Source organism: Dactylosporangium sp. NPDC049525 (genome assembly GCF_040676755.1).
Lineage (GTDB): Bacteria > Actinomycetota > Actinomycetes > Mycobacteriales > Micromonosporaceae > Dactylosporangium.
The window spans coordinates 24,819-45,308 of the sequence record NZ_JBFAPO010000077.1; the positions used below are offsets into that span (position 1 = coordinate 24,819).

Here is a 20,490-nt window from a genome sequence, read left to right on the forward strand (position 1 = left end):
ACGGTCGGTGGTTGGGCGCATCGGGATCACACCTTCGGCCGGGCGAGCCAGCGGGTCACGGCGAACAGCAGCAGCACCAGCGTGAGCAGGACCGCCGCCGCGCCGAACCCCCGATCGATGTACGTCGGCTGTCCACTTCGGACACCGGTGAAGATGAACAGCGGCAACGAGTTCATCGTGTTCTCGGTCGGGTCGAAGTTGAGGAACGTCGACGCGCCGGAGACGATCAGCACGGGCGCGGTCTCGCCGATGCCGCGGGCGATGCCGAGGATCAGCGCGGTGGCCAGGCCCGGGCGGGCGGTGGGCAGCACGACGTGGCGGACCACCTGCCACTGCGACGCGCCGAGCGCCAGGCCCGCCTCACGCAGTCCACCGGGCACGACCCGCAGCACCACGTCGGACGCCCGGGCGATGATCGGCACCATGGTCACCGCGATGGCCAGCCCCGCGGCCAGGCCGGACTTCGGGAACCCGAGCGCGACGATGAGGGTGGTGTACACGAACAGGCCGGCGAGGATGTCCGGCACCGCGGTCATCGCCTCGACCACCGTCCGCACGATCTTGGACAGCCGCCCGCCGACCTCGACCATGTAGACCGCGGTCGCCAGGCCGAGCGGCAGGGAGATCACGACCGCGATGCCGACCTCGATGAACGAGCCGACGATCGCGTGCAGGATGCCGCCCTCGTTCAGCGGCGCCGTGGGGCGCACGCCGCTCATGTCCTTGGTGATGAAGTTCAGGTGCAGCGCCACCGGCAGGCCGCGGATGTAGGTGTAGAACACGGTCGACAGCAGGGCAATGGCGACGATGGCCGCCCCCGCCTGGACCATGGCGCCGGCCACCCGGTCGACGACGACCGGCCGCGGGCTGGACAGGCTGGTCACCGTCGCGTACATCACCAGGAACACGACGTACCAGACGATGACGAACCCGATCAGACCGGAGAACGGCAGGATCTTGCCGTAGAGGACCCAGGTCAGCGCGAGGGAACCGGCCGCGGCACCGGCGAAGCTCAGCTTGTCGTCGAGCGTGCGGGCGCGCAGCCGGCGGGGCCGCTCGGGACCCGCCGCCGGTGGCGTGGCGGGTGCCGCCGGCTGTGGTGCGGCAGGAGCCTTCGTGGTCGGTGCGGCGGCGTCGGTACGGGTCGTGGTGGTGGTGGTGGTGCTCGTCATGGTCACGCTCCTCCCTCGGGTCTAGATCTCGGTCGACGCGCCGCTGCGACCACGGCTGACGATGATGGCGGCGATGGTGTTGACGATCACCGTGATGACGAAGAGGACGAAGCCCGCCGTCAGCAGCGCGGCGAGCTGCGCGGAGGTCGCCTCGCCGAAACGGTTGGCGATGAGCGACGACACGGTGATCGTGCCGACCTCCAGCACCCGGATCTTGATGTCGAACGCGAAGCTGATGGTCATCAGCACGGCGACGGTCTCACCGAGGGCGCGGCCGAGCCCGAGCATCGTGCCGCCGACGATGCCGCCCCGGCCGAACGGCAGCACGACGGTGCGGATCATGCCCCAGCGGGTCGCACCGAGCGCGAGTGCCGCCTCCCGCTCGCCGACCGGCGCCTGGGCGAACACGTCCTGCATCACGGCGCTCGCGATCGGGATGACCATCATCGCGACGACCAGCCCGGCGGCGAACGCGGACTGGGTGTACTGCGACTGCGCCCAGACCGGCGCGTTGGGGTCCGTGTCGACGTCGAAGAACGGGATGAAGCCGAGGTTCTGGTGCAGCCAGTGCGCGACCGGGATCAGCTGCGGGCCGAACAGGAACACGCCCCACAGCCCGTAGATGATGCTCGGCACGGCCGCCATCAGGTCGACCATCGCCACCAGCGACTTGCGCAGCCCGGGTGTGGCGTACTCGGTGATGTACAGCGCGCACGACAGCGCGAGCGGGAAGGCGGTGAACATGGCGATCAGGCTCACCATGAGCGTGCCGAGCAGCACCGCGGACATGCCGACGGTGTCGCGCTCCGGCAGCCAGTCGTTCTCGGTGAAGAAGGCCCACCCGTAGTGCTTGAGCGTGGGGAACGACTGCAGCGCCAGGAAGAAGCCGATGGCACCGAAGATGACCATCACCAGCACGCCGATGCCCATCGACCCGCCTCGGAAGATCCGGTCCGGCAGCGACCGCGCAGAGGCCAGCGACCGCGGCCGGTCCTGCGCCACCGACGGCGGCTCGTTGAACGGCGGCTCCTCCATCTTGGACAGCGACACGGTGCTCATCCGAACCGGCCGTTGACGTAGTCGGAGGTCCGCTGGTCGACGGGCGAGCCGAACATCTGCTCCGTCTCGCCGCTCTCCACGATCGCGCCGGGCGCGCCGTTCTCGGCGAGGAAGAACGCGCACTGCTGCGAGACACGGTTCGCCTGCTGCATGTTGTGCGTGACGATGACGATGGTGACCTCGGCGGCGAGCTCGGCGATCGTCTGCTCGATGACGCGGGTGGAGGTCGGGTCGAGCGCGGAGCACGGCTCGTCCATCAGCAGCACCCGCGGCCGGATGGCGAGGGAGCGCGCGATGCACAGCCGCTGCTGCTGCCCGCCGGACAGCGCGCCGCCGGGCGAGCGCAGCCGGTCCCTGACCTCCCGCCACAGGCCGCCCTTGATGAGGCACTCCTCGACCAGGGCGTCCTTCTCCGACCGCCGGACCTTCACGCCGGTCAGCTTGAGCCCGGCGACCACGTTGTCGTAGATGCTCATCGTGGGGAACGGGTTCGGCTTCTGGAACACCATGCCGATCTGGCGGCGCGCGTCGGTGAGCCGGCGGCCGGTGTCGTAGATGTCGACGCCGTCGAGCAGCACCTCGCCGGCCAGCTGCGCCGACGGCACCAGCTCGTGCATCCGGTTGAGGATCCGCAGGAACGTCGACTTGCCGCAGCCGGACGGCCCGATGAGCGCGGTGACCCGGCCCGGCTGCATCGTCAGCGACACCCGGTCGAGCACCTTGCGGGTGCCGAACCAGGCCGAGATCGCCCGCGCGTCGAGCGTGGCGAGGGGCGCCGGGGGCCGGTACTGCTCCACTGTGGACTGCTGGTGGCCCGGGTACTGGTACTGCGGCGGAACGGGACCGAACCGCATCGTCTCCTGCGGCACCGGGCCGTACGGCCCGGCCGGCGGCACAGGTCCGTACGGGGCCGCGGGCGGCACAGGTCCGTACGGGCCCGCGGGTGGCACCGGTCCGTACGGGGGCGCGGTCGGCACCGTGCCGTACGGCACGGCGGCCGGCCCTGTCTCGTACGGCGCGGCGGCGGGCGGCGGCGCGGTGTCCGGCGGCGCGAACCCGGCCGGCTGCGTGCCGTACGGGTAGGACTCCTCGGCGGAAGCGGTGGTCATTCGCGGGCCTCCCGACGGCCGATGGTGGCGGCACGGCGGCGCCGGCCGAGCAGGACGGCGGCGACACCCACGACGACCAGGGTCAGGCCCCCGCCGACGAGCGTCATGACGTCGGTGCCGGTCCGCGGCAGCGGCCCGCCGCCCCCGCCGGTCGGCGTCGGGCTGGGACTGTTGGTGCCCTCGACGCGGACCTCGATCGGGACCCCGGTCTCCCCGTCCCGCACGGCCTTGCCCACCATCGCGGCGCCGACCAGGTTCCCGGTGCGCGGGCCGGCGGCGGAGCCGGTGGCGCCGCGCACCACCGTCCAGGTGCCGCCGCTGACCTTGATGTCCGCGGTCGTGTAGCTCGTCGTCAGCGTCTCCTCGCCGGGCACGCCGAGGTAGATGCGCAGCTGGACGAGCCCGTTCCACTGGGTCGGGTAGACCTCGAGGAAGTCGGCGAGGGAGCCGGCCTCCGCCGGCGCGACGACCGTCGGGTGCGCGACGTCGGTGTAGGGGCTGGCGCCCGTCAGGAACCGGCCGTGCCACTGGGTCGGGTCGGCGTCCTTGCGGGGCAGGAAAGCCAGCAGCGTCGCCTTGCGGCCCTCCCGGTCGTACGGCTCGGGCGCCCTGGCCTGGCCGACGGCCTTCGCGACGAACGGCTTGTCGGCCGTCTTGCCCGAGGTGACGGCCTTGCCGTCCTTGTCGTACAGCGCGATGCTCCCGACCGACCGGCTGTCGGCATACGGCACCTGCTCCGGCTTGCTGTCCGAGCACGCGGCGGTCGCCACGGCGGTCGCCACCAGTACCGACGCGGCGAACGCGAACCGGGTGACTGGACCGCGGGTCATGCGGCCGCTCCGGCCTTGCTCTCCTTGCGGGCGCGGCGGCGCTCCAGGGCGGCGGCCTCGGCCCGGGCCAGCCGGCGGCGGATGAGCCAGCGCCGCACCAGGAAACCGGCGCCGGTGCCCAGGATGAGCAGCGCGACCAGCAGCAGCCACGGCCACGCCCAGATGGTCGTGTGTCCCTCCGCCTTCGGCACGGCCTGGCCGACGGGCTGCTCCGGGTCGCCGAACGGCTCCAGCTCGATCCGCACGGTCAGCGGGCCGGACGGGAAGACGCCACCGACCTCGGCCTGGTGCGGCACCCGCTGGCCGGGCAGCAGCTCCGGCAGGTCGGGCAGCTTCTTCTCGGCGAGCGTGATGCCGGTGAGCGCGGACTTGACGACCAGCTTGGCGCGGCTCTGCAGCCGGATGTTGCCGGTGTTCTCCGCCGTGTACGACACGGTCACCGTGCCGGAGCCGAACGGGTTGCTCACCCCGGCGTAGTGCGCCTCCACCTTTTGGGCCGCGAGAACGGGGCGCAGCAGCCCGGCAATCCTGAGGTAGAGCCGGACCGCGACCCGGGTGTCGACCTTCACGTCGGTGCCGGTGGCGAGGGAGACCACGACGCCGCCGGCGTGGTCGCCGGGGGTCGCGTTCGCCGGCACGACGACCTTGAAGGGCACCGCGACGGTGGCGCCGGCGTCGATGGTGATCGTCGGGGCCTGGAACTGCATCCAGGAGCCGATGTCGGTGGGCTTCTGCGCGGCCGGCAGCAGGTCGAACGCGCCGGTCGCGGTGTTGAACGCGTCGGTGCCGTAGATGACGAACGAGGCGGGGACCTTGCTGCTGTTGGTGACCAGTACCTTCTCCTCCACTGCCGCGCCGGGGATGCCCTGCAGCGTGTAGTGGGTGCGCTTGTCCGGCTTGCCGTCGGGCGTGCCGGGCCGCATCGACCAGGCGCGGTTGCCGTCGTCGACAGGCTCGGCGTGCGCGGCCGCGGGGGTCAGCACCGCGGCCATGGCGGCCGCCGCGACCAGTGCGAAAAGGCGTCTCATTGCAGGGTTCCCGTCCGTCGGATGTTCAAGAGAGGCGCAGGCCGGCCCGGGGTCGTCCCGGGCCGACCTGGCGTTACTGCGTTATGTCACCGTCAGGGGCTGACCAGGGTCAGCGTGAGGGTGCTGGTGTAGAGACCGGTCGGGGACGTGTCGGGGATCCGCAGCTCCAAGCTGGAGGTGAGGTTCTTGGTGCCGAGCCCGTTGCCCGGGGAGGCCTTCGCGAACTGGCTGCTGGTCTGCAGACCGTTGCTGGTGGCCGTCTTGAGCTTCGAGTCGACCGCCGCACCGGCGGCCACGGTGCCCTCAGCGTCGCCGCCGCTGGCAGCCGGAACCCAGCCGAGGTTGGTGGCCGGCACGACGGTCTGGCCGTTGCGGAAGTCCGCGGCCTGGCCGTTGAGCGTCCAGCCATCCTGGGTGGGCCGGGTGTCGTTGACCGAAACGCCGGTCAAGTTGCCCGTGAACACCCAGGCGTGACGGTGACCCGTGGGGTCGGTCGCCTGCGCCGGGTGGCCGTTCGGGTCGTTCACCGGGACCTGGGTCAGGTGCACGGCGGTGCCCGCCGCGACCTGGAGCACCAGCGCGCCCGCGAAGGGCTCGCTGTTGTTCTGCGCGTCCAGCGGCACGGCCGCACCGTTCGCGCCGACCACCGCGTAGTTCAGGATCGCCGAGGACGACGACTGGAAGCCGCCGACGCTCGGGGTGAACGTCGCGATGAGCAGGTGGTTGCCCGTGGCGAGGGCCTTCACGAGCGTCGCCGTACCGGTGGCGACGTCGTAGGTGCCCGCGCCCAGGTCCGTGGCACCGTCGAAGAAGTGGACCGAACCGGCGGTGCCGGCCGGGGCCACGACTGCCGAGAGCGTCGCGTCGAGCGTGCCACCGGCGCCGGCCGCGGTCCCGCTGGGCGGGGTCACGGTCAGCGTGGTGGTGGTCGGCGTGCCCGGAGCGTTCACGGTGAAGGGCAGCGCCGTGGAGGTGGAACCGTTGAAGGCGGAGGTGTCACTCGGCGAGAACTGCGCAGTGAGCGAGTGACTGCCGACCGACGGCGTGACGCTGAACGTCGCGTCGCCCGTCGCCGGGTTGTACGTGCCCGCACCCAGGTCCGTCGCACCGTCGAAGAAGTGCACCGAACCGGCGGTGTTGGCCGGGGTGACGTGCGCGGTCAGGGTGACCGCGGTGCCACTGTTGACCGGGCTGGCCGGGTTGGCGGTCAGCGTGGTCGTGGTCGCCGTCGCCGACGCCGGGTACGCGACACTCCAGGTGCCGGCCGCGGTGTCGACCAGGACGTCGACGCGGAAGTAGTTCACGTCGGGAGACTGGCCCGGGGCGGTCGTGATCAGGCGAAGCTGGTAGATGTTCGCCAGGTTCGCGGCCGTCTCGGTGTTCGGCTTGGAGGCGATGTACGCGCCCAGGGAGGTGCCGGCCGTGGCGCTGACAAGCGGGGTCGTCAACGCGTTGAGCGGCGCCGGAGCAGCCGTGTTCGGGAAATTGGTGGTGTTGGTGACGACCGCCGACTCGAACTGGTCGGTCGGCGTGGCCGCCTTCGGGGTGGCTACCCGGAGGAAGGCCCTCGTGTCCCCGGAGCGACCCGCGCCGGAGGCCGCCGCGAACGCCACCATCGGGCTGTCGCTGAGGCTGCCGCCGGTGATGACGGCGCCGCTGGCGTTGTACAGGGTGATGCTGCCGATCGCAGCGGGGTCCGGCTCGAAGGCCGGGGTCACCGCCGCGTAGGCGACACCTCCCCCCACCAGAACGCTGGCCGCAACAGCCAGGGCTGCCGCCCCGACCATCAGGGACCTAGAGCGAATCTTCAACTGGGACTCCATTTCGAAGGAGATGATGTGGTGCCTGTTTGCCCGATCAGCCGACTCAGGCGGTGTGGCAGAGACCCGCGTCGGCGTACTGGTACGCGAAGCCGGCCGAGTCCTCGATCAGGGGCTGAGCGAGGAACGACTGGGACAGGAACCCGTTCGGTGCGAACAGCGCCTTGTTCCACGAGGTGTTGATCTCGCTGTTTCGGACGATGAAATACACCGGGCGGGTCACGTCGAACGCCGATCCGCCGGACTGCAGCGTGATCGGGTCCTGCGGGCCACCAGCGTTGAAGTAACCGTTGTGGATCATGACCAGACGGGCGGTCGAGAACGGCGCGATGGCATTCGCGTTGCTCTGGATGACCGACGGGTCGTGCTCCTCAGCCCGGATCAGGCCCTCGGTGGAGGTCCGGACCTGGGCCTCGGTCAGGCCGAGCTGCGCGATGAAGAACTGCTCGGTGCCGGAGGTCGCGGGCGGCAGGATCGGAACGATCGTGGCGCCCGGGTTCGGACCGTTGTACCCGGCGACCTGGCCCCACGTGGTGATCTGCGGGGGGCTGCTGTAGATCTTCTTCAGGTCGGCGGTGCTGATGCCGGCGGTGCCGGCGTTCGTCGCGACCGTCTTGGACACGGCGATCCGCAGACCGTCGAGGCCGAGCTGGTAGCAGCGCAGGCCGCCCCAGCCGTTGGCGATCGCGCGGTCGTCCTCGGCCTTGGTCGGCTTGCGGGAGCTGCGCACGAACTGCACCTTGTGCACGGCGCCGATGTCGGTCTGCGTGAAGTACGTCAGACCGCCGCCGGAGCCGTTCGGGCGCACGACCGGGAAGTTGCCGCCACGCAGCACGACGGTGGCACCCGCCGTGAGCTTGCCGCTGGCGTCGCCGGTCGCGTCGAAGTTGAACACCCGGCCGCCCGCGGCGTTGAAGCCGGGGTTGCCCTGGTAGTCGCCGTCGGCCAGGAAGTCCGCGGCGTACTGGATGGTGTCGGAGCCGATGCCCACGATGTCATTGCCCTGAGCGGCGACATCCGCGTGAGCGGCGGTGGCCTGGGTGAGCAGGAGCACCGCTACCCCCGCCACCCCCAGCCCGACCTTGCTGATCTGTCGCATTCCATGACCTTTCCGCCTTGCACTCAAAGTTGAATGCGACGCTGACCTTCGCAGTGGAGAACCACTGCCGAGTGCTGCATCAATGAACGACGGATGAATCGTGCCGTCGAAATACACAATGAATGAGGGAGCGCTGACCATTCGGCCCATTGTGCGGGCACCGAACGACGATATGTACCGACTGACCTGCGACATTACAAAAGAGTGAGCCTTTTGCAATCGCATGAAGAAATGCATTGGACATTGCCTGCGCCAGACATGCAGCAGATGAACAGCGCCTCGGGTCCGGGCCAATCAACGTATCTGCGCCAAACGGACGTGGGTGACAGATCGGGTGGGAACGCCGGCGGATTCGCGGCCGGTCGCTACGGCAACGGTTAGAATCGGGCGGCCCTGCCATCGGGAGGCTTCATGGTCACCGCGCCGCGGATCCGTGGCTACCGCGACCTCACCCTGATCAGCGGCAGCGGCGGCCAGGCACACGTGTATCGGGCGCACAAGGCGACCATGGACAATTCCCCGGTCGCCATCAAGGTGTACAAACGGGAACTCGACGACGCCGACGGGCGGCGGTTCCTGCGCGAGGTCCGCGCATTGCAGGCGCTGCAGGGCCGCTCGCACGTGGTGCGGCTGCTGGAGGCGGACTTCACCGCGGACGGCCCCGGATACGTGGTCATGGACCTCTACACCGGGTCGGTCGCCGATCGGCTCGCGGCGGAGCGGACCCTGCCCGTCGCCGACGCGCTGCGCATCGGCGCGCAGGTGGCCGAGGCGCTCGTGCACACCCACGAGGCGGCGGACCGCATCCTGCACCGCGACATCAAACCGAGCAACATCCTGCTCACCGCCGACGGCGCCGCGGTGCTCTCCGACTTCGGCATCTCCGCGATCCACCGCGAGGACGGCAGGTACACCGCCACCGCCATGATGGGCACGAAGGGGTACATGGCCCCCGAGGTGCACGCCGGGCGGCCGGACAGCGTGGCATCGGACCTGTACTCGCTGGGCGCGACCCTGCACACGCTGCTGCTCGGCGAGCCGCCGTCGGCGCTCGCACCGCACGCGGCGCTGCACGCGGTGCCGAAGCCCGTCGCCGCGGTCCTGCGGCGGGCGCTGGCCCCCGACCCGGCGGACCGGCAGGAGTCGGCCCGGCGGCTGCGCGAGGAACTGCTCCGCGCGGCGGAGCTGGTGCCGCAGGAGACCGGGGCGTTCGCCTCGACACCACCCGCCGCAACCAAGGTCCTGCCGCCGGAGACCACGGCGGTCGCACCCGGGGCGGCCGTCCGCCCGCGCCTGCTCGACCTTCCGGTCGCCGAGGAGGACCTGGGCCGCAACATCGCCGTGAGCGGGCTCGCCGGGCTCGGCGGCCTGGGCGTGCTGACCCTGCTCGACTGGACCTGGTGGTCGAGCGCGCTGATCGTGGCCCTGCCGGTGGGCGCGGCGTTCGTCCTGCGCCGGGCGCTGCACCTGCGGCGGCTGGCGGGGCCGGCCGCCGCGGCGACGTTCGTCTGCTACGCCGCACCGTTCGTGGCCTACGTGTCCCGCCTCGGCGAGCAGCCGTGGCTGAACCTGGTGATGGCGCTGTTCACGCTCGTCGCGGCCGGCGGCCAGGCCGTCGCGACGCACGAGATCGAGCGCTACGTCCGGCACGACCTGGCGCAGGCCGACGCGATCCGGGCCAACCACGAGCGCCGGCAGCTGTTCGAGGGCGTCCGCGACCGGTACTGGCTGGCCGACACCTACCCGCCGGACTGGCTGGACGACGTCCTCGGCCCGTTGCCGGCGGCGCGGGCCATGCCGTGGCGGGACGGCCCGGTCCGCTTCGCCGTGGTGTGCGACCGCAGCGTGGTCCTGCTCGCGGTGCTCGACGGCGTGCGCCCCGGCACGTACGAGCTCAACCCGGCGCACGGGCATGCCTGCCGGGTGTACGCGGACGGGCGCCCCAACACCTTGGTCGACACCCGGCTCAAGGAGCTCGCCCGCCGGGTCGAACCCGAAGGCTGGGGCACGGCCGGGGTCGGCGCCGGCTGCGTGGTGGTGCTCACCACCGACGGGACGCGGTCCGACGGCATCCGCCTCGCGCCGACCCAGTTCGAGTCGACGGGCCTGACGGTCGTCGTCGCGCGGGACGCCGGGCCGACCGTCGTGCGCCAGCTGGCCGGCGCCGATCCGCTGGTCATCGATCCCGTGCTGCTGCGGATGGTGCACGAGCGCGCGGCGCGCCCCTGACCGGGGCGACCTCCCCCGATCGACCGACGTAACGCAACCCACACGGGTCGACTGCGGACCGCAACCTTGACAGCCGCCGCCCAGCAACTATTCTATTCCTACCTACTAACTAGACTTGCTAGACAATCGCTACCAGCGGGAACGGAGACAGGCAGCGTGCGCAGTTGTTGTCGCCGACCTCAGGCGATCTGATCGGAGCACAGCGACGTGCACATCTCTGTCCGCGCCGACTACGCGATCAGGGCGATGCTCGCGATCGCCGCGGCGGACCCGGGCCGCGTCACGGCGGCACAACTGGCGCAGAGCGAGCAGATGTCCATCGGCTCACTGCAGACGGTCCTGCTCGAACTGCGCCGCGTCGGGCTCGTGCACAGCCACCGCGGCACGGAACGCGGATACGGTCTCGCCCGACCGGCCGGTGCCATCACGGTCGGCGAGATCCTCCGGGCCATGAACGGGGCGCTGACCACGGTGCGTGGCCTGCCCACCGAACAGGCCACGTATGACGGGGTCGCCCGCGGGCTGCGCCGGGTCTGGCTGTCCGTCGACACCGCCGTCAACGCGATCGTCGACCAGGCCACACTCGCCGACCTGATCGCCGAGGAACGCACCGCGTAACACCGCGTAACACCGCAAGCCACCGCACCACCCCCATATGAGCACTGCCGATCCAGGAGGACAGGTTCCCCATGAAGCACCCGATCAGAGCGACCACCGCTCTCTTGCTCGCCGCCGGCTTACTGCTGTCGGCGTGCGCGGGGACCACCAAGAAGGACGACGCCGGCGCCGGCGGCGAGTCCACCACGCTCAGCATCGTCGGCTTCGCGGTGCCCGAGGCCGCGAACAAGGCGATCGCCACGGAGTTCAACAAGACCCCGGCCGGCAAGGGCGTCAAGTTCCAGACCTCCTACGGCGCCTCCGGTGACCAGAGCCGCGCCGTGGTGGCCGGCCTCAAGGCCGACTACGTGCACTTCTCGGTGTCCAGCGACGTGACCCGCCTGGTCGACGCCAAGCTGGTCGACCCGAGCTGGAACACCGGCCCCACCAAGGGCATCGTGTCCTCCTCGGTCGTGGTCCTCGCGGTGCGCCCCGGCAACCCGAAGAACATCAAGGGCTGGGACGACCTGATCAAGCCCGGCATCGGCATCGTCACCCCGAACCCGGCCTCCTCCGGCGCGGCCCGCTGGAACGCCCTGGCCGCGTGGGGTCACATCACCGCCAACGGCGGCACCGACGCGCAGGCCGGCGAGTTCCTCACCAAGCTCTTCAGCAACGTCGTCGCGCTGCCCGGCAGCGGCCGCGACGCCACCACCGCCTTCCTCGGCGGCACCGGCGACGTCCTGCTCGCCTACGAGAACGAGGCGATCCTGGCCCGGCAGAGCGGCGAGAAGCTCGACTGGGTCTACCCGGCCACCTCCATCCTGATCGAGAACCCGGGCGCGATCCTCACCAACGCCAACCCGAAGGCGAAGGACTGGCTCGACTTCGTGCTGAGCCCGGCCGGCCAGCGCCAGTTCGTGCTCAAGGGCTTCCGCCCGATCATCTCCGGCGTCGACACCAAGGGCGTCGAGGGCGCCATCGACCCGAACAACCCGTTCCCGACCCCGACGAAGCTGCTCACCGTCGACAAGGACTTCGAGAGCTGGTCGAAGCTCTCCAAGAAGTTCTTCGACGAGAAAGAGGGCCTGATCGTCAAGATCATCGCCGCGTCGGGCAAAGCCAAGTGACATCCGCGACCCTCAACCCGGGCCGACCGGCGGGCAACCGCCGGTCGGCCCGGGCCGGGCACCCACTCACACGCGTCTCCGGGCTCGGGCTCGGGGTCGCGATGTTGTGGTTCAGCCTCCTGGTGCTCATTCCGCTCGCCGCCGTCGTGGCGGTCGCCGGCTCCGAGGGATGGGGCGGCTTCTGGGACGCGATCACCGCCGAACAGACCCTCGCGTCGATCGAGCTCACCATCTTCACCTCGATCGGCGTCACGCTGGTCAACGTCGTGATGGGCACGCTCATCGCGTGGGTGCTGGTCCGGGACCGGTTCTTCGGCAAGCGCGTGCTCGAGGTGCTCGTCGACATCCCGTTCGCGCTGCCGACGATCGTCGCCGGCCTGGTGCTGCTCTCGCTGTACGGGCCGACCAGCCCGCTCGGCATCGACATCGCCAACACCCGGGTCGCGGTCTTCGTCGCGTTCCTGTTCGTGACGCTGCCCTTCATCGTGCGGACGGTGCAGCCGGTCCTCGCCGAGCTCGACCAGGACGTCGAGGAGGCCGCCGCCTCGCTCGGCGCCAGCCGGTTCACCATCTTCTGGCGGGTCATCCTGCCCAGCCTCACCCCGGCCATCACCGCCGGGGCCGCGCTGTCCTTCGCCCGCGGCGTCAGCGAGTACGGCTCGCTGGTGCTGCTGTCGGGCAACCTGCCGATGCGCACCGAGGTGACCTCCGTGCGCATCTTCAGCAGCATCGAGAACGACCACCTGGAGAACGCCGCGGCCGTCGCCACCGTCCTGCTGGTGATCTCGTTCGCCGTCATCGTGATCCTCGACCTGATCCAGCGAAGGACGGTGCGCCGTGGCTGACACCCTGACGAAGCCCGCGCCGGTCCAGCGCAAGGCCGCCGGCAAGGCGTGGACCCGCAAGCGCGGCCCGGTCACCTACCTGATCCGGCTCGTCGTCATCACGTACCTGTTCTTCCTGGTCGCCTGGCCGGTGTACCTCGTCGGCCAGAACACCTTCAAGAAGGGCTTCGACGACCTGCAGGCGATCCTCACCGACCCCGACATCGTGCACGCGTTGCACCTGTCGGTCGAGATCGCCATCATCTCCGTCATCATCAACACGGTTTTCGGCGTCACCATCTCGATCCTGCTGGTGCGCTACCACTTCCCCGGCAAGCGCCTGCTCAACGCCCTGCTCGACGTGCCGCTGTCGGTGTCGCCGGTCGTCGTGGGCCTGTCGCTGGTGCTGGTCTACGGCGGCCGCAACGGCTGGTTCGGCCCGACCCTGGAGAGCTGGGGAATCCAGATCATCTTCGCCGAGGCCGGCATGGTCATGGCCACCGTCTTCGTGGCCCTGCCGCTGGTCATCCGCGAGGTCGTGCCGGTGCTCGAGGAGGTCGGCGAGGAGCAGGAGCAGGCCGCCCGCAGCCTCGGCGCCAACGCCTTCCAGTCCTTCCGCCGCATCACGCTGCCCTCGATCAAGTGGGGCATCACCTACGGCGTCGTGCTGAGCCTCGCCCGCTCGCTCGGCGAGTTCGGCGCCGTGAAGATCGTGTCCGGCAACGTGCTGGGACTCACCCGCACCGCACCGCTCGTGGTCGAGGAGAAGTACCTGAACTTCGACAAGGGCGGCGCCTACGCCACCGCCTTCCTCCTCGCCCTCGTGGCCGTGGCCAGCATCATCGTCGTATCCGTCCTCCGGCCGAAGGAAGAACGTTGAGCATCGAGATCAAAGGAGTCGGCAAGCGCTTCGGCGACTTCGTCGCGCTCGACAACGTGTCGGTGAGCATCCCGTCGGGCCGGCTCACCGCCCTCCTGGGCCCCTCCGGCGGCGGCAAGTCGACGCTGCTGCGCATCATCGCCGGCCTGGAACGCGCCGACACCGGCCGGGTCGAGATCGAGGGCATCGACGCGACCGACCTGCCGCCGCAGAAGCGCAACGTCGGCTTCGTGTTCCAGCACTACGCCGCGTTCAAGCACATGTCGGTGCGCCGCAACGTCGCCTTCGGCCTGCAGATCCGCAAGCGTCCCAAGGACGAGATCGCGGCCCGCGTCGACGAGCTGCTCAAGCTCGTGCACCTCTCCCAGTTCGCCGACCGGCTGCCCGCCCAGCTCTCCGGCGGCCAGCGCCAGCGCATGGCCCTGGCCCGGGCCCTGGCGATCAAGCCGACGGTGCTGCTGCTCGACGAGCCGTTCGGCGCCCTGGACGCCAAGGTCCGCAAGGAGCTGCGCGACTGGCTGCGCCGCCTGCACGACGAGGTCGAGGTGACCACCGTGTTCGTCACCCACGACCAGGAGGAGGCCCTCGAGGTCGCCGACGAGATCGTCGTGATCAACGACGGGCGCATCGAGCAGATCGGCTCCCCCGACGACCTGTACGACCGGCCCGCCAACAACTTCGTCATGCAGTTCCTCGGCCCGGTCACCCAGCTCGGCGACCACCTGGTGCGCCCGCACGACCTGCAGATCAGCACCACCCCCGCGGGCCCCGACGACGTGACCGGCCAGGTCTCCCGCATCACCCGGATCGGCTTCGAGATCCGCATCGACGTCACCACCGCGGCCGGCCAGGCCGTCATCGTCACCGTGACCCGCAACGAGTTCCTCGCGCTCGGCCTGGACGTCGGCACCACCGTGCACCTGCGGATCAGCCCCGGCAGCCCCACCACCCCCGTCGCGCCCGCCCCGGCCGGCGCCGTCCCCGACCTCGCCGCGACCAGCATCTGACCGTTCGCCGTACCCGGCCAGGTGACGTCGCACGGAATCCCGGTTCTCCCCTTCTTTTCGGGTGATTTCTTCTAGATTGCCCGAAGGAAGGCGGGGATGGCGATCGGCTGGAGGCTGCCGCGGCTGCCGCCCGGCGTCGCCTACAACCCCTGGCCGTGACGCGGCGAGCCGCCCGTGCCGTGGACACGGGCGGCTCGTGGAACACGACCCGCTACGACTGCCGGATGGCGACGTTGTCGACGCCGGCCTCGACCAGGCTCGCGGTGGAGGCGTCCGCGGCCTGGATCAGGATCTGGACGCTCTGCCCCGCATACGGGGTGAGGTTGACGCTGCCGGTGGCCCAGGACGCGTCCCGGTCGGTGGCGGCGCCCGCGGCCGTGAACAGCACCGTGGTGCCGCTGCCGGTGACCACGCTGATGCGCAGGAAGTCGGCGGACGAGGCGTTGCTGCCGTGCCCCAGGTACCACGAGTAGCTCAACGTCAGCGTCCCGGTCGCCGGCAGCGTGATGCTCGGCGAGCGCACGCTCGTCGTGCCGCCGTCGACGTCGTTCGCGCCGGCGCTGGAGCCGGCGAGGCGCGCCGTCACCAGGTCGTTGCTGCCGCTGACCGTGGTGCCCAGCTGCTTCGGGCCGCTGGAGTCGGTGGCCTCGGGGTCACCGCGCTCCCAGGCGCCGAGGGTGGCGGTGTCCGTGCCGGACGGGTTGACCGTCCAGCCCAGGTTGGTCTCGAAGTCGTCGGACCAGACGGTGGTGCCCGGGCTCGCGCCGCAGTACTGGGCCTCCTTGCCGATCACCCGGTACGGGCAGTCGGCGTACTCGGCGATCTGCAGGCTCGACTCGCGGTTGAGGGCGGTCTGCGCCGCGATCACCTCGTCCGGCGGGTAGAAGCCGCCGCCGCCGGAGTTGCCGGGGTACATCTCGAACGTGTACGACCAGATGCCCTGCGTGCCCCACATCCAGTCGTCGATGGAGCCGTCGGTGATGTACAGGTCGCTGGCCTGTTCGGGGGTGTATCCGTTGGTGCCGGCCATCTGGATGCCGAGGGTGCGGAACGTGGCCTCCTGGTCGGCGTCAAGGCCGGGCGCGGTGTTGGCGGTGGTGTAGCCGAACGGCCAGAGCACCAGCTTGCCGTAGGTGTGGAAGTCGATGTGCGTCTTGATCTGCTGCACCCCGCCGACGCGCCGGCCGAGCGTGAAGTCGCGGACCCGCTGGGTCTCCGGCGCGGAGAACGCCGACGGCCCGCGGTAGGTCTCGGAGCTGGTGGTGCCCGACGACCCGCCGCAGCAGCCGAAGTTGTACGACCAGTTGCGGTTGAGGTCGGTGCCGACGTTGCTGCTGCCGGTGTTGGGCTGCCGGTTCTTGCGCCAGGACCGGTAGGAGCCGGTCGCGATGTCGTACTCGCCGCCGTCGGGGTTCATGTCCGGCACGATCCACAGCTCGCGCGAGTTGACCACGTCGGTGATCCGCGCGTCGGTGCCGTAGCCGTCGGTGAGCTGCCGGATCAGGTACAGCGCCATCTCGACGGTCAGGTGCTCGCGGGCGTGCTGGTGCGCGGTGTAGAGCACCTCGGGCTCGTTCTCGTCGGTGGCGACGTTGTCCGAGATCTTGATGACCGGGATGTCCCGGCCCTCGTACGAGGTGCCGAGGCTGGTCTTGCGCAGGATCGCCGGGTGGTCGGCGACCGCCTGGTTGAGCTCGGCCGTCATCTCCGCGTAGTTGTGGTACGCCGAGTCCGCCGACGGGAAGTCGAGGATCGTCGGCGGGCCGCCCGGGGTCGCGGGCCGCAGCGCCCGGTTGACGGTGAAGCCCTGCTGCCGCAGTTGTGTGACCTCCGACGGCGTCGCGGTGATGTCGGCGACGCCGTGGTCGATGCCGTCGATCGCCGCGCCGGTGGCCGCGATCCGGTTGCGCTGGTCGAGGGTGTCGACCCCGGTCACCAGGTAGGGAGCGGAGGTCTCGGCGGGCGCCGCGTCGGTCGGGGCGGCCCCGGCCGGGCTGATCGCGGCGACCACGAGCGCACCGGCGAGCGCGATCGTGAATGGGATGGAGAGCCTACGGGTGTGGCTCATCAAGCCTCCTTGGGTGTGGAGGTGCACGAGAGCTACCAGATGACCACCCAAGGCAAGGTCATATCAACATACGTCTTTTCGATAGCACGGGACGCCGGGGCGGTGCGGTGCCGCCCCGGCGTCCCGGTCCGTCACTTGCCGCGCAGGCCGACCGGGTTGCCGTCGGTGTCGAGCAGGACGCACACCCGCGCGCCCGGTGCGACCTGGCGCGGCGCGTCGCGTTCGGTCGCGCCGGCGGCGAGCAGCGCGGCGCGGGTGGCGTCGAGGTCGTCGACGTCGGCGTAGGCCACCGGCCCGCCGCTCGCGTCAGGCTGGGGGGCGAGGCTGATCTCGAAGCCGTCGGCGTTGTAGCCGACGTAGTAGGGCTGGTCGGTGTGCGGCGCGCCGTACAGGGCGGTGTAGATCGCCTTCGCGGCGTCCAGGTCCGACACGGGGACCACCACGCTGCGGATCGTCGGGCTCATCTGCGCTTCCTTTCCGTCGAAGGCGGCGGTCGCCGCTCGCCGCTGACGTTACGGACCGGCGGGCCGGCGCGGGCGGCGTTCCCGGTGCGCGCCGTTATCGTGGCGCGCATGGACCGTGATCTCAGGCCCGTCGCCGCCGCCGGGGTGACCGCGGTCCTCTCGTGCGGGCTTCTGGCGGCGGCGGTACGGAGCAGCTGGCTGGGCGCCGACGTCGGCCGCGGCGCGGGCTTCTGCGAGGCGGGCCGGGACTGGGTCGTCCGGCAGCCGGCGAACACGTTCAGCAACGTGGGCTTCGTCGTGGCCGGGCTGCTCATCGCCTGGCACGCCGGCGCCCGCGGCGATCTCGGCGCCGCCGCCGGCTCGGCCGGACCCCGCCGCCGGGCCACCGCCCTGGCCTGCCTGGTGGTGCTGCTCGGGCCCGGCAGCGCGGCGATGCACGCCACCCAGTCCGCGCTCGGCGGGCACCTGGACCTGTTGAGCATGTACCTGGTCGCCGCGTTCGCCGTCGCCTACGCCACGATGCGGTGGCTGCGCGGCGGCACCCGCCTGCTCGCCGGGGTGTTCCTGGGCGCGCTCGCGGGCTGCGAGGTCATCGGCTCGTGGGACGTGGAGCTGCCGGTCGTGATGCACCCGGGCAACGCCGTGTTCGGGGCGCTGCTGCTCACCGCGACGGCGCTCGAGGTCGCCGTCATGCGCCGCGGCGGGACGTCCGCGCGGCACGGGTACGCGTACGGGTCGTTCGCGGCGATCCTGACCGCGTTCGCCATCTGGAACGTGAGCAAGGCGTGGCTGTGCGACCCGCACTCCCTCGTCCAGGGGCACGCGATCTGGCACCTGCTGTGCGCGGTGTCGGCGTACCTGCTCTACCGCTACTACGCGAGCGAGCGGTCGCCGGCCGCCGCCATACCGTCCCCAGACCCCGCGCGCAGGCGGTGATCCGACCGGTTCGCAGTACGGCATGCGACACCACCGCACCGCAACCTCCGGCGTCCGCCAGACATCTGACCGGTGACCGCGCAAATGATCACCGGTGGGAGCGTGCATGGCAGATCCGCGTTTCGGCGTCCTCGGGCCGCTGGAGGTGACGCACGGCGGGGACCCGGTGGACCTCGGCGGGCCCAGGACCCGCATGCTGCTCGCCCTCCTGCTCAGCGCCGGCGGGCAGGAGGTGCCGTTGCACCGCATCGCCGAGGTGCTGTGGGGCGAGGAGCCGCCGGCCACCGCGCTGGGCACCGTCCACAGCCACCTGGCCCGGTTGCGCCGGGCGGTGGAGCCGGACCGGCCGCCCCGGTCGCCGTCCCGGGTCCTGGTGCGGGTCGGCGCCGGCTACGCGGTGCGACCCGCCCCGGGCCGCCTCGACGCCGAACGCTTCAGCGTCCTCGCCGCCGAGGGGCACGACCTGGTCGCCGCCGGGCGGCCCGGGCCGGGCCGGGCGAAGCTGGACGCGGCGCTGTCGCTGTGGCGGGGCAGCGCCTACGCCGACTTCCCCGACGCGTCGTTCGCGCTGGTCGCGGCCCGGCAGCTGGAGGAGCAGCGGGTGCAGGCCCGCATCGACCGGGTCGCGGCCGACGTGGGACTGGGCCGGCACGAGACCGTCGTGGCGGAGCTGTCCGGGCTGGCCCGGGAGCACCCCGGCCGGGAGCAGCTGTGGTGGCTGCTGGCGGTCGCGCTGTACCGCTCCGGCCGCCAGGTCGACGCCCTCGACGTGCTGCGCGAGGCCAGGGCGACGCTGTCCGAGCGCTTCGGCGTCGACCCCGGCCAGGCGCTGCACGACCTGGAGACGGCCGTCCTGCGCCGCGACCCGGTCCCGCCCGCCGACCCGGCGCCCGAGGCCGCGGCGGCGCCGCCGGCCCCCGCGGCCGGGCCGGTGCGCCGCGCGGCCGGGCCGATGCTGCCCGCCTCCGCGACCGGCCTCGTCGGGCGCGCGGCGGAGCTGGCCGCCGTCGACGAACTGCTGCGCACGGCCCGGGTGGTGACCGTGACCGGGCCGCCGGGGGTCGGCAAGAGCCGCCTGGTGGTCGAATACGCGCACCGGCACGCCGACCTGACCGGCGTCCCGCCGGTGCTGTGGCCGGCCGAGCCGGACCCGGCCACGCGGCTGCTGCTGGTCGACGGCGCCGCCGACGGCGAACGGCTCCGGGCGCTCACCGGCGCCGCCGCGGGGCTGCGGGTGCTCGTCGCCGCTCGGGAGCCGCTCGGACTGCCCGGCGAGGCGCTGCTGGAGCTGGCGCCGCTGCCGCTGGACGACGCCGTCGACCTGTTCGCCGAGCGGGCCGCGGGCGCACCGGACCGGCGGCTCGCCGCCGTCGTGTGCGAGGCCGTCGGCCGCCTGCCGGCGGCGGTGGAGCGGGCCGCGGTCCTGGCGCGGGCGCTGCCCCTCGCGGCGCTCGCCGTGCAGCTGCGCGACGATCCCGCCGCGCTGCTCGGGCCGGCCGCGGACCCGGTCGGCGGGGTGCTCGCACCCGTGGACGCGACCCTGCTCGGGCACCTCGCCGTGTTCGACGGCGGCTTCGACCTCGACGCGATGGACGCCGTCGCACCCGGCCGGCGGGGGCGGCTGCCGGGGCTGGTCGGCCGGTCGCTGATCCAGGTGGACCGGGACGGCGGGGCCGCGCACCGCTACCGGCTCGGCCGGCCGCTGCGTCAGTACGCGATCGGCCTGCTCGACGACGACGAACGGGCCGAAACCGTGCGGCGGCACCGGGACTGGGTGCGCCGGCTCGCCGGGGAGGCCTCGACCGGCCTGCGCACCGACGCCGCCGACGACTGGCTGCGCCGGCTGCGCGCCGAGCGGCGCAACGTGCGGGCCGCGCTGCGGGACGCGCTCGCGGAGGGCGACGGCGCGGCGGCCGTGGACGTCGCCGGCGGCGTCGCGTGGTCCTGGTTCCACGAGGGCGCGATCGTCGAGGGGACCGCCTGGCTGCGGGCCGGGCTCGCGGCCGGCGGGCAGGACCGCTCCGCCACCGGGCAGGCGGCCCGCGCCCGGGCCCGGATCGGCCTGTCGGCGCTGCGGTCGATCGCCGGCGACGTGCCGGACGCCGTCGCCCAGGCGCACGCCGCGGTGTGGGACGCCGGGCGCGCCGGGCACGACGCCCTGCGCGCCGACGCGCTGTGCGGCCTGTCGTTCGTGGCGGCCGCGGCCGGCGACGCGGCGTTCGCGACCGCCGCGGCGGC

At 71.8% G+C, this 20,490-nt stretch carries 17 protein-coding genes; 8 read left to right on the plus strand and 9 right to left on the minus strand.

Translation table 11 applies throughout. From position 1 onward, the window contains the following. Window positions 1-26 precede the first annotated feature (26 nt). The 7 genes from pstA to AB0K00_RS51705 all read right to left on the minus strand — a co-directional run bounded on the left by pstA (window position 27) and on the right by AB0K00_RS51705 (window position 8,117). Window positions 27-1,172 carry a phosphate ABC transporter permease PstA gene (pstA, locus tag AB0K00_RS51675; RefSeq protein ID WP_363538223.1) on the minus strand — a complete coding sequence of 382 codons (1,146 nt, stop codon included), beginning with the start codon at window positions 1,170-1,172 and terminating at the stop codon, window positions 27-29. A gap of 21 nt (window positions 1,173-1,193) precedes the next feature. Beyond that, a complete protein-coding gene (gene pstC / locus AB0K00_RS51680; RefSeq protein WP_363538224.1) occupies window positions 1,194-2,231 on the minus strand; it encodes a phosphate ABC transporter permease subunit PstC in 1,038 nt (345 codons plus the stop codon). Beyond that, window positions 2,228-3,085 (minus strand): phosphate ABC transporter ATP-binding protein, encoded by an 858-nt coding sequence (locus AB0K00_RS51685; protein WP_363538239.1) that lies wholly within the window; start codon window positions 3,083-3,085, stop codon window positions 2,228-2,230. Before AB0K00_RS51685 ends, pstC begins: the two co-directional genes overlap by 4 nt. Window positions 3,086-3,336: 251 nt before the next feature. Further along, complete coding sequence (locus AB0K00_RS51690; protein WP_363538225.1) at window positions 3,337-4,170, minus strand: LPXTG cell wall anchor domain-containing protein; 834 nt, start codon at window positions 4,168-4,170, stop codon at window positions 3,337-3,339. Next, window positions 4,167-5,198 carry a DUF916 domain-containing protein gene (locus AB0K00_RS51695; protein ID WP_363538226.1) on the minus strand — a complete coding sequence of 344 codons (1,032 nt, stop codon included), beginning with the start codon at window positions 5,196-5,198 and terminating at the stop codon, window positions 4,167-4,169. The genes AB0K00_RS51690 and AB0K00_RS51695 overlap by 4 nt, the downstream gene beginning before the upstream one ends. 92 nt (window positions 5,199-5,290) lie before the next feature. Next, a complete protein-coding gene (locus tag AB0K00_RS51700) occupies window positions 5,291-7,009 on the minus strand; it encodes an Ig-like domain-containing protein (protein ID WP_363538227.1) in 1,719 nt (572 codons plus the stop codon). A gap of 55 nt (window positions 7,010-7,064) precedes the next feature. Beyond that, window positions 7,065-8,117 carry a hypothetical protein gene (locus AB0K00_RS51705; RefSeq protein ID WP_363538228.1) on the minus strand — a complete coding sequence of 351 codons (1,053 nt, stop codon included), beginning with the start codon at window positions 8,115-8,117 and terminating at the stop codon, window positions 7,065-7,067. A gap of 411 nt (window positions 8,118-8,528) precedes the next feature. Between AB0K00_RS51705 and AB0K00_RS51710 the strand changes: the two genes are divergently transcribed. The 6 genes from AB0K00_RS51710 to AB0K00_RS51735 all read left to right on the plus strand — a co-directional run bounded on the left by AB0K00_RS51710 (window position 8,529) and on the right by AB0K00_RS51735 (window position 14,784). After that, a complete protein-coding gene (locus tag AB0K00_RS51710) occupies window positions 8,529-10,346 on the plus strand; it encodes a serine/threonine-protein kinase (protein WP_363538229.1) in 1,818 nt (605 codons plus the stop codon). Between the two features lie 207 nt (window positions 10,347-10,553). Next, on the plus strand, window positions 10,554-10,964 hold the full coding sequence (locus AB0K00_RS51715) for an Rrf2 family transcriptional regulator (RefSeq protein ID WP_363538230.1): 411 nt from the start codon (window positions 10,554-10,556) through the stop codon (window positions 10,962-10,964). A gap of 71 nt (window positions 10,965-11,035) precedes the next feature. Further along, complete coding sequence (locus tag AB0K00_RS51720) at window positions 11,036-12,073, plus strand: sulfate ABC transporter substrate-binding protein (protein ID WP_363538231.1); 1,038 nt, start codon at window positions 11,036-11,038, stop codon at window positions 12,071-12,073. Next, window positions 12,070-12,918, plus strand: a complete 849-nt coding sequence (gene cysT, locus AB0K00_RS51725; RefSeq protein ID WP_363538232.1) for a sulfate ABC transporter permease subunit CysT — start codon at window positions 12,070-12,072, stop codon at window positions 12,916-12,918. Before AB0K00_RS51720 ends, cysT begins: the two co-directional genes overlap by 4 nt. Then, window positions 12,911-13,777 (plus strand): sulfate ABC transporter permease subunit, encoded by an 867-nt coding sequence (locus tag AB0K00_RS51730; RefSeq protein WP_363538233.1) that lies wholly within the window; start codon window positions 12,911-12,913, stop codon window positions 13,775-13,777. The genes cysT and AB0K00_RS51730 overlap by 8 nt, the downstream gene beginning before the upstream one ends. Continuing rightward, complete coding sequence (locus AB0K00_RS51735; protein WP_363538234.1) at window positions 13,774-14,784, plus strand: sulfate ABC transporter ATP-binding protein; 1,011 nt, start codon at window positions 13,774-13,776, stop codon at window positions 14,782-14,784. The genes AB0K00_RS51730 and AB0K00_RS51735 overlap by 4 nt, the downstream gene beginning before the upstream one ends. Window positions 14,785-14,995: 211 nt before the next feature. Here AB0K00_RS51735 and AB0K00_RS51740 read toward each other — a convergent pair whose 3' ends face one another. Both AB0K00_RS51740 and AB0K00_RS51745 read right to left on the minus strand, forming a co-directional pair. Further along, complete coding sequence (locus AB0K00_RS51740; protein ID WP_363538235.1) at window positions 14,996-16,852, minus strand: M14 family zinc carboxypeptidase; 1,857 nt, start codon at window positions 16,850-16,852, stop codon at window positions 14,996-14,998. A gap of 131 nt (window positions 16,853-16,983) precedes the next feature. Further along, on the minus strand, window positions 16,984-17,316 hold the full coding sequence (locus AB0K00_RS51745) for a VOC family protein (RefSeq protein WP_363538236.1): 333 nt from the start codon (window positions 17,314-17,316) through the stop codon (window positions 16,984-16,986). 108 nt (window positions 17,317-17,424) lie between these two features. Between AB0K00_RS51745 and AB0K00_RS51750 the strand changes: the two genes are divergently transcribed. Beyond that, a complete protein-coding gene (locus tag AB0K00_RS51750) occupies window positions 17,425-18,252 on the plus strand; it encodes a ceramidase domain-containing protein (RefSeq protein WP_363538237.1) in 828 nt (275 codons plus the stop codon). A gap of 106 nt (window positions 18,253-18,358) precedes the next feature. Next, window positions 18,359-20,490: BTAD domain-containing putative transcriptional regulator (locus tag AB0K00_RS51755; RefSeq protein WP_363538238.1), on the plus strand; the 2,132-nt coding region annotated here is incomplete at its 3' end.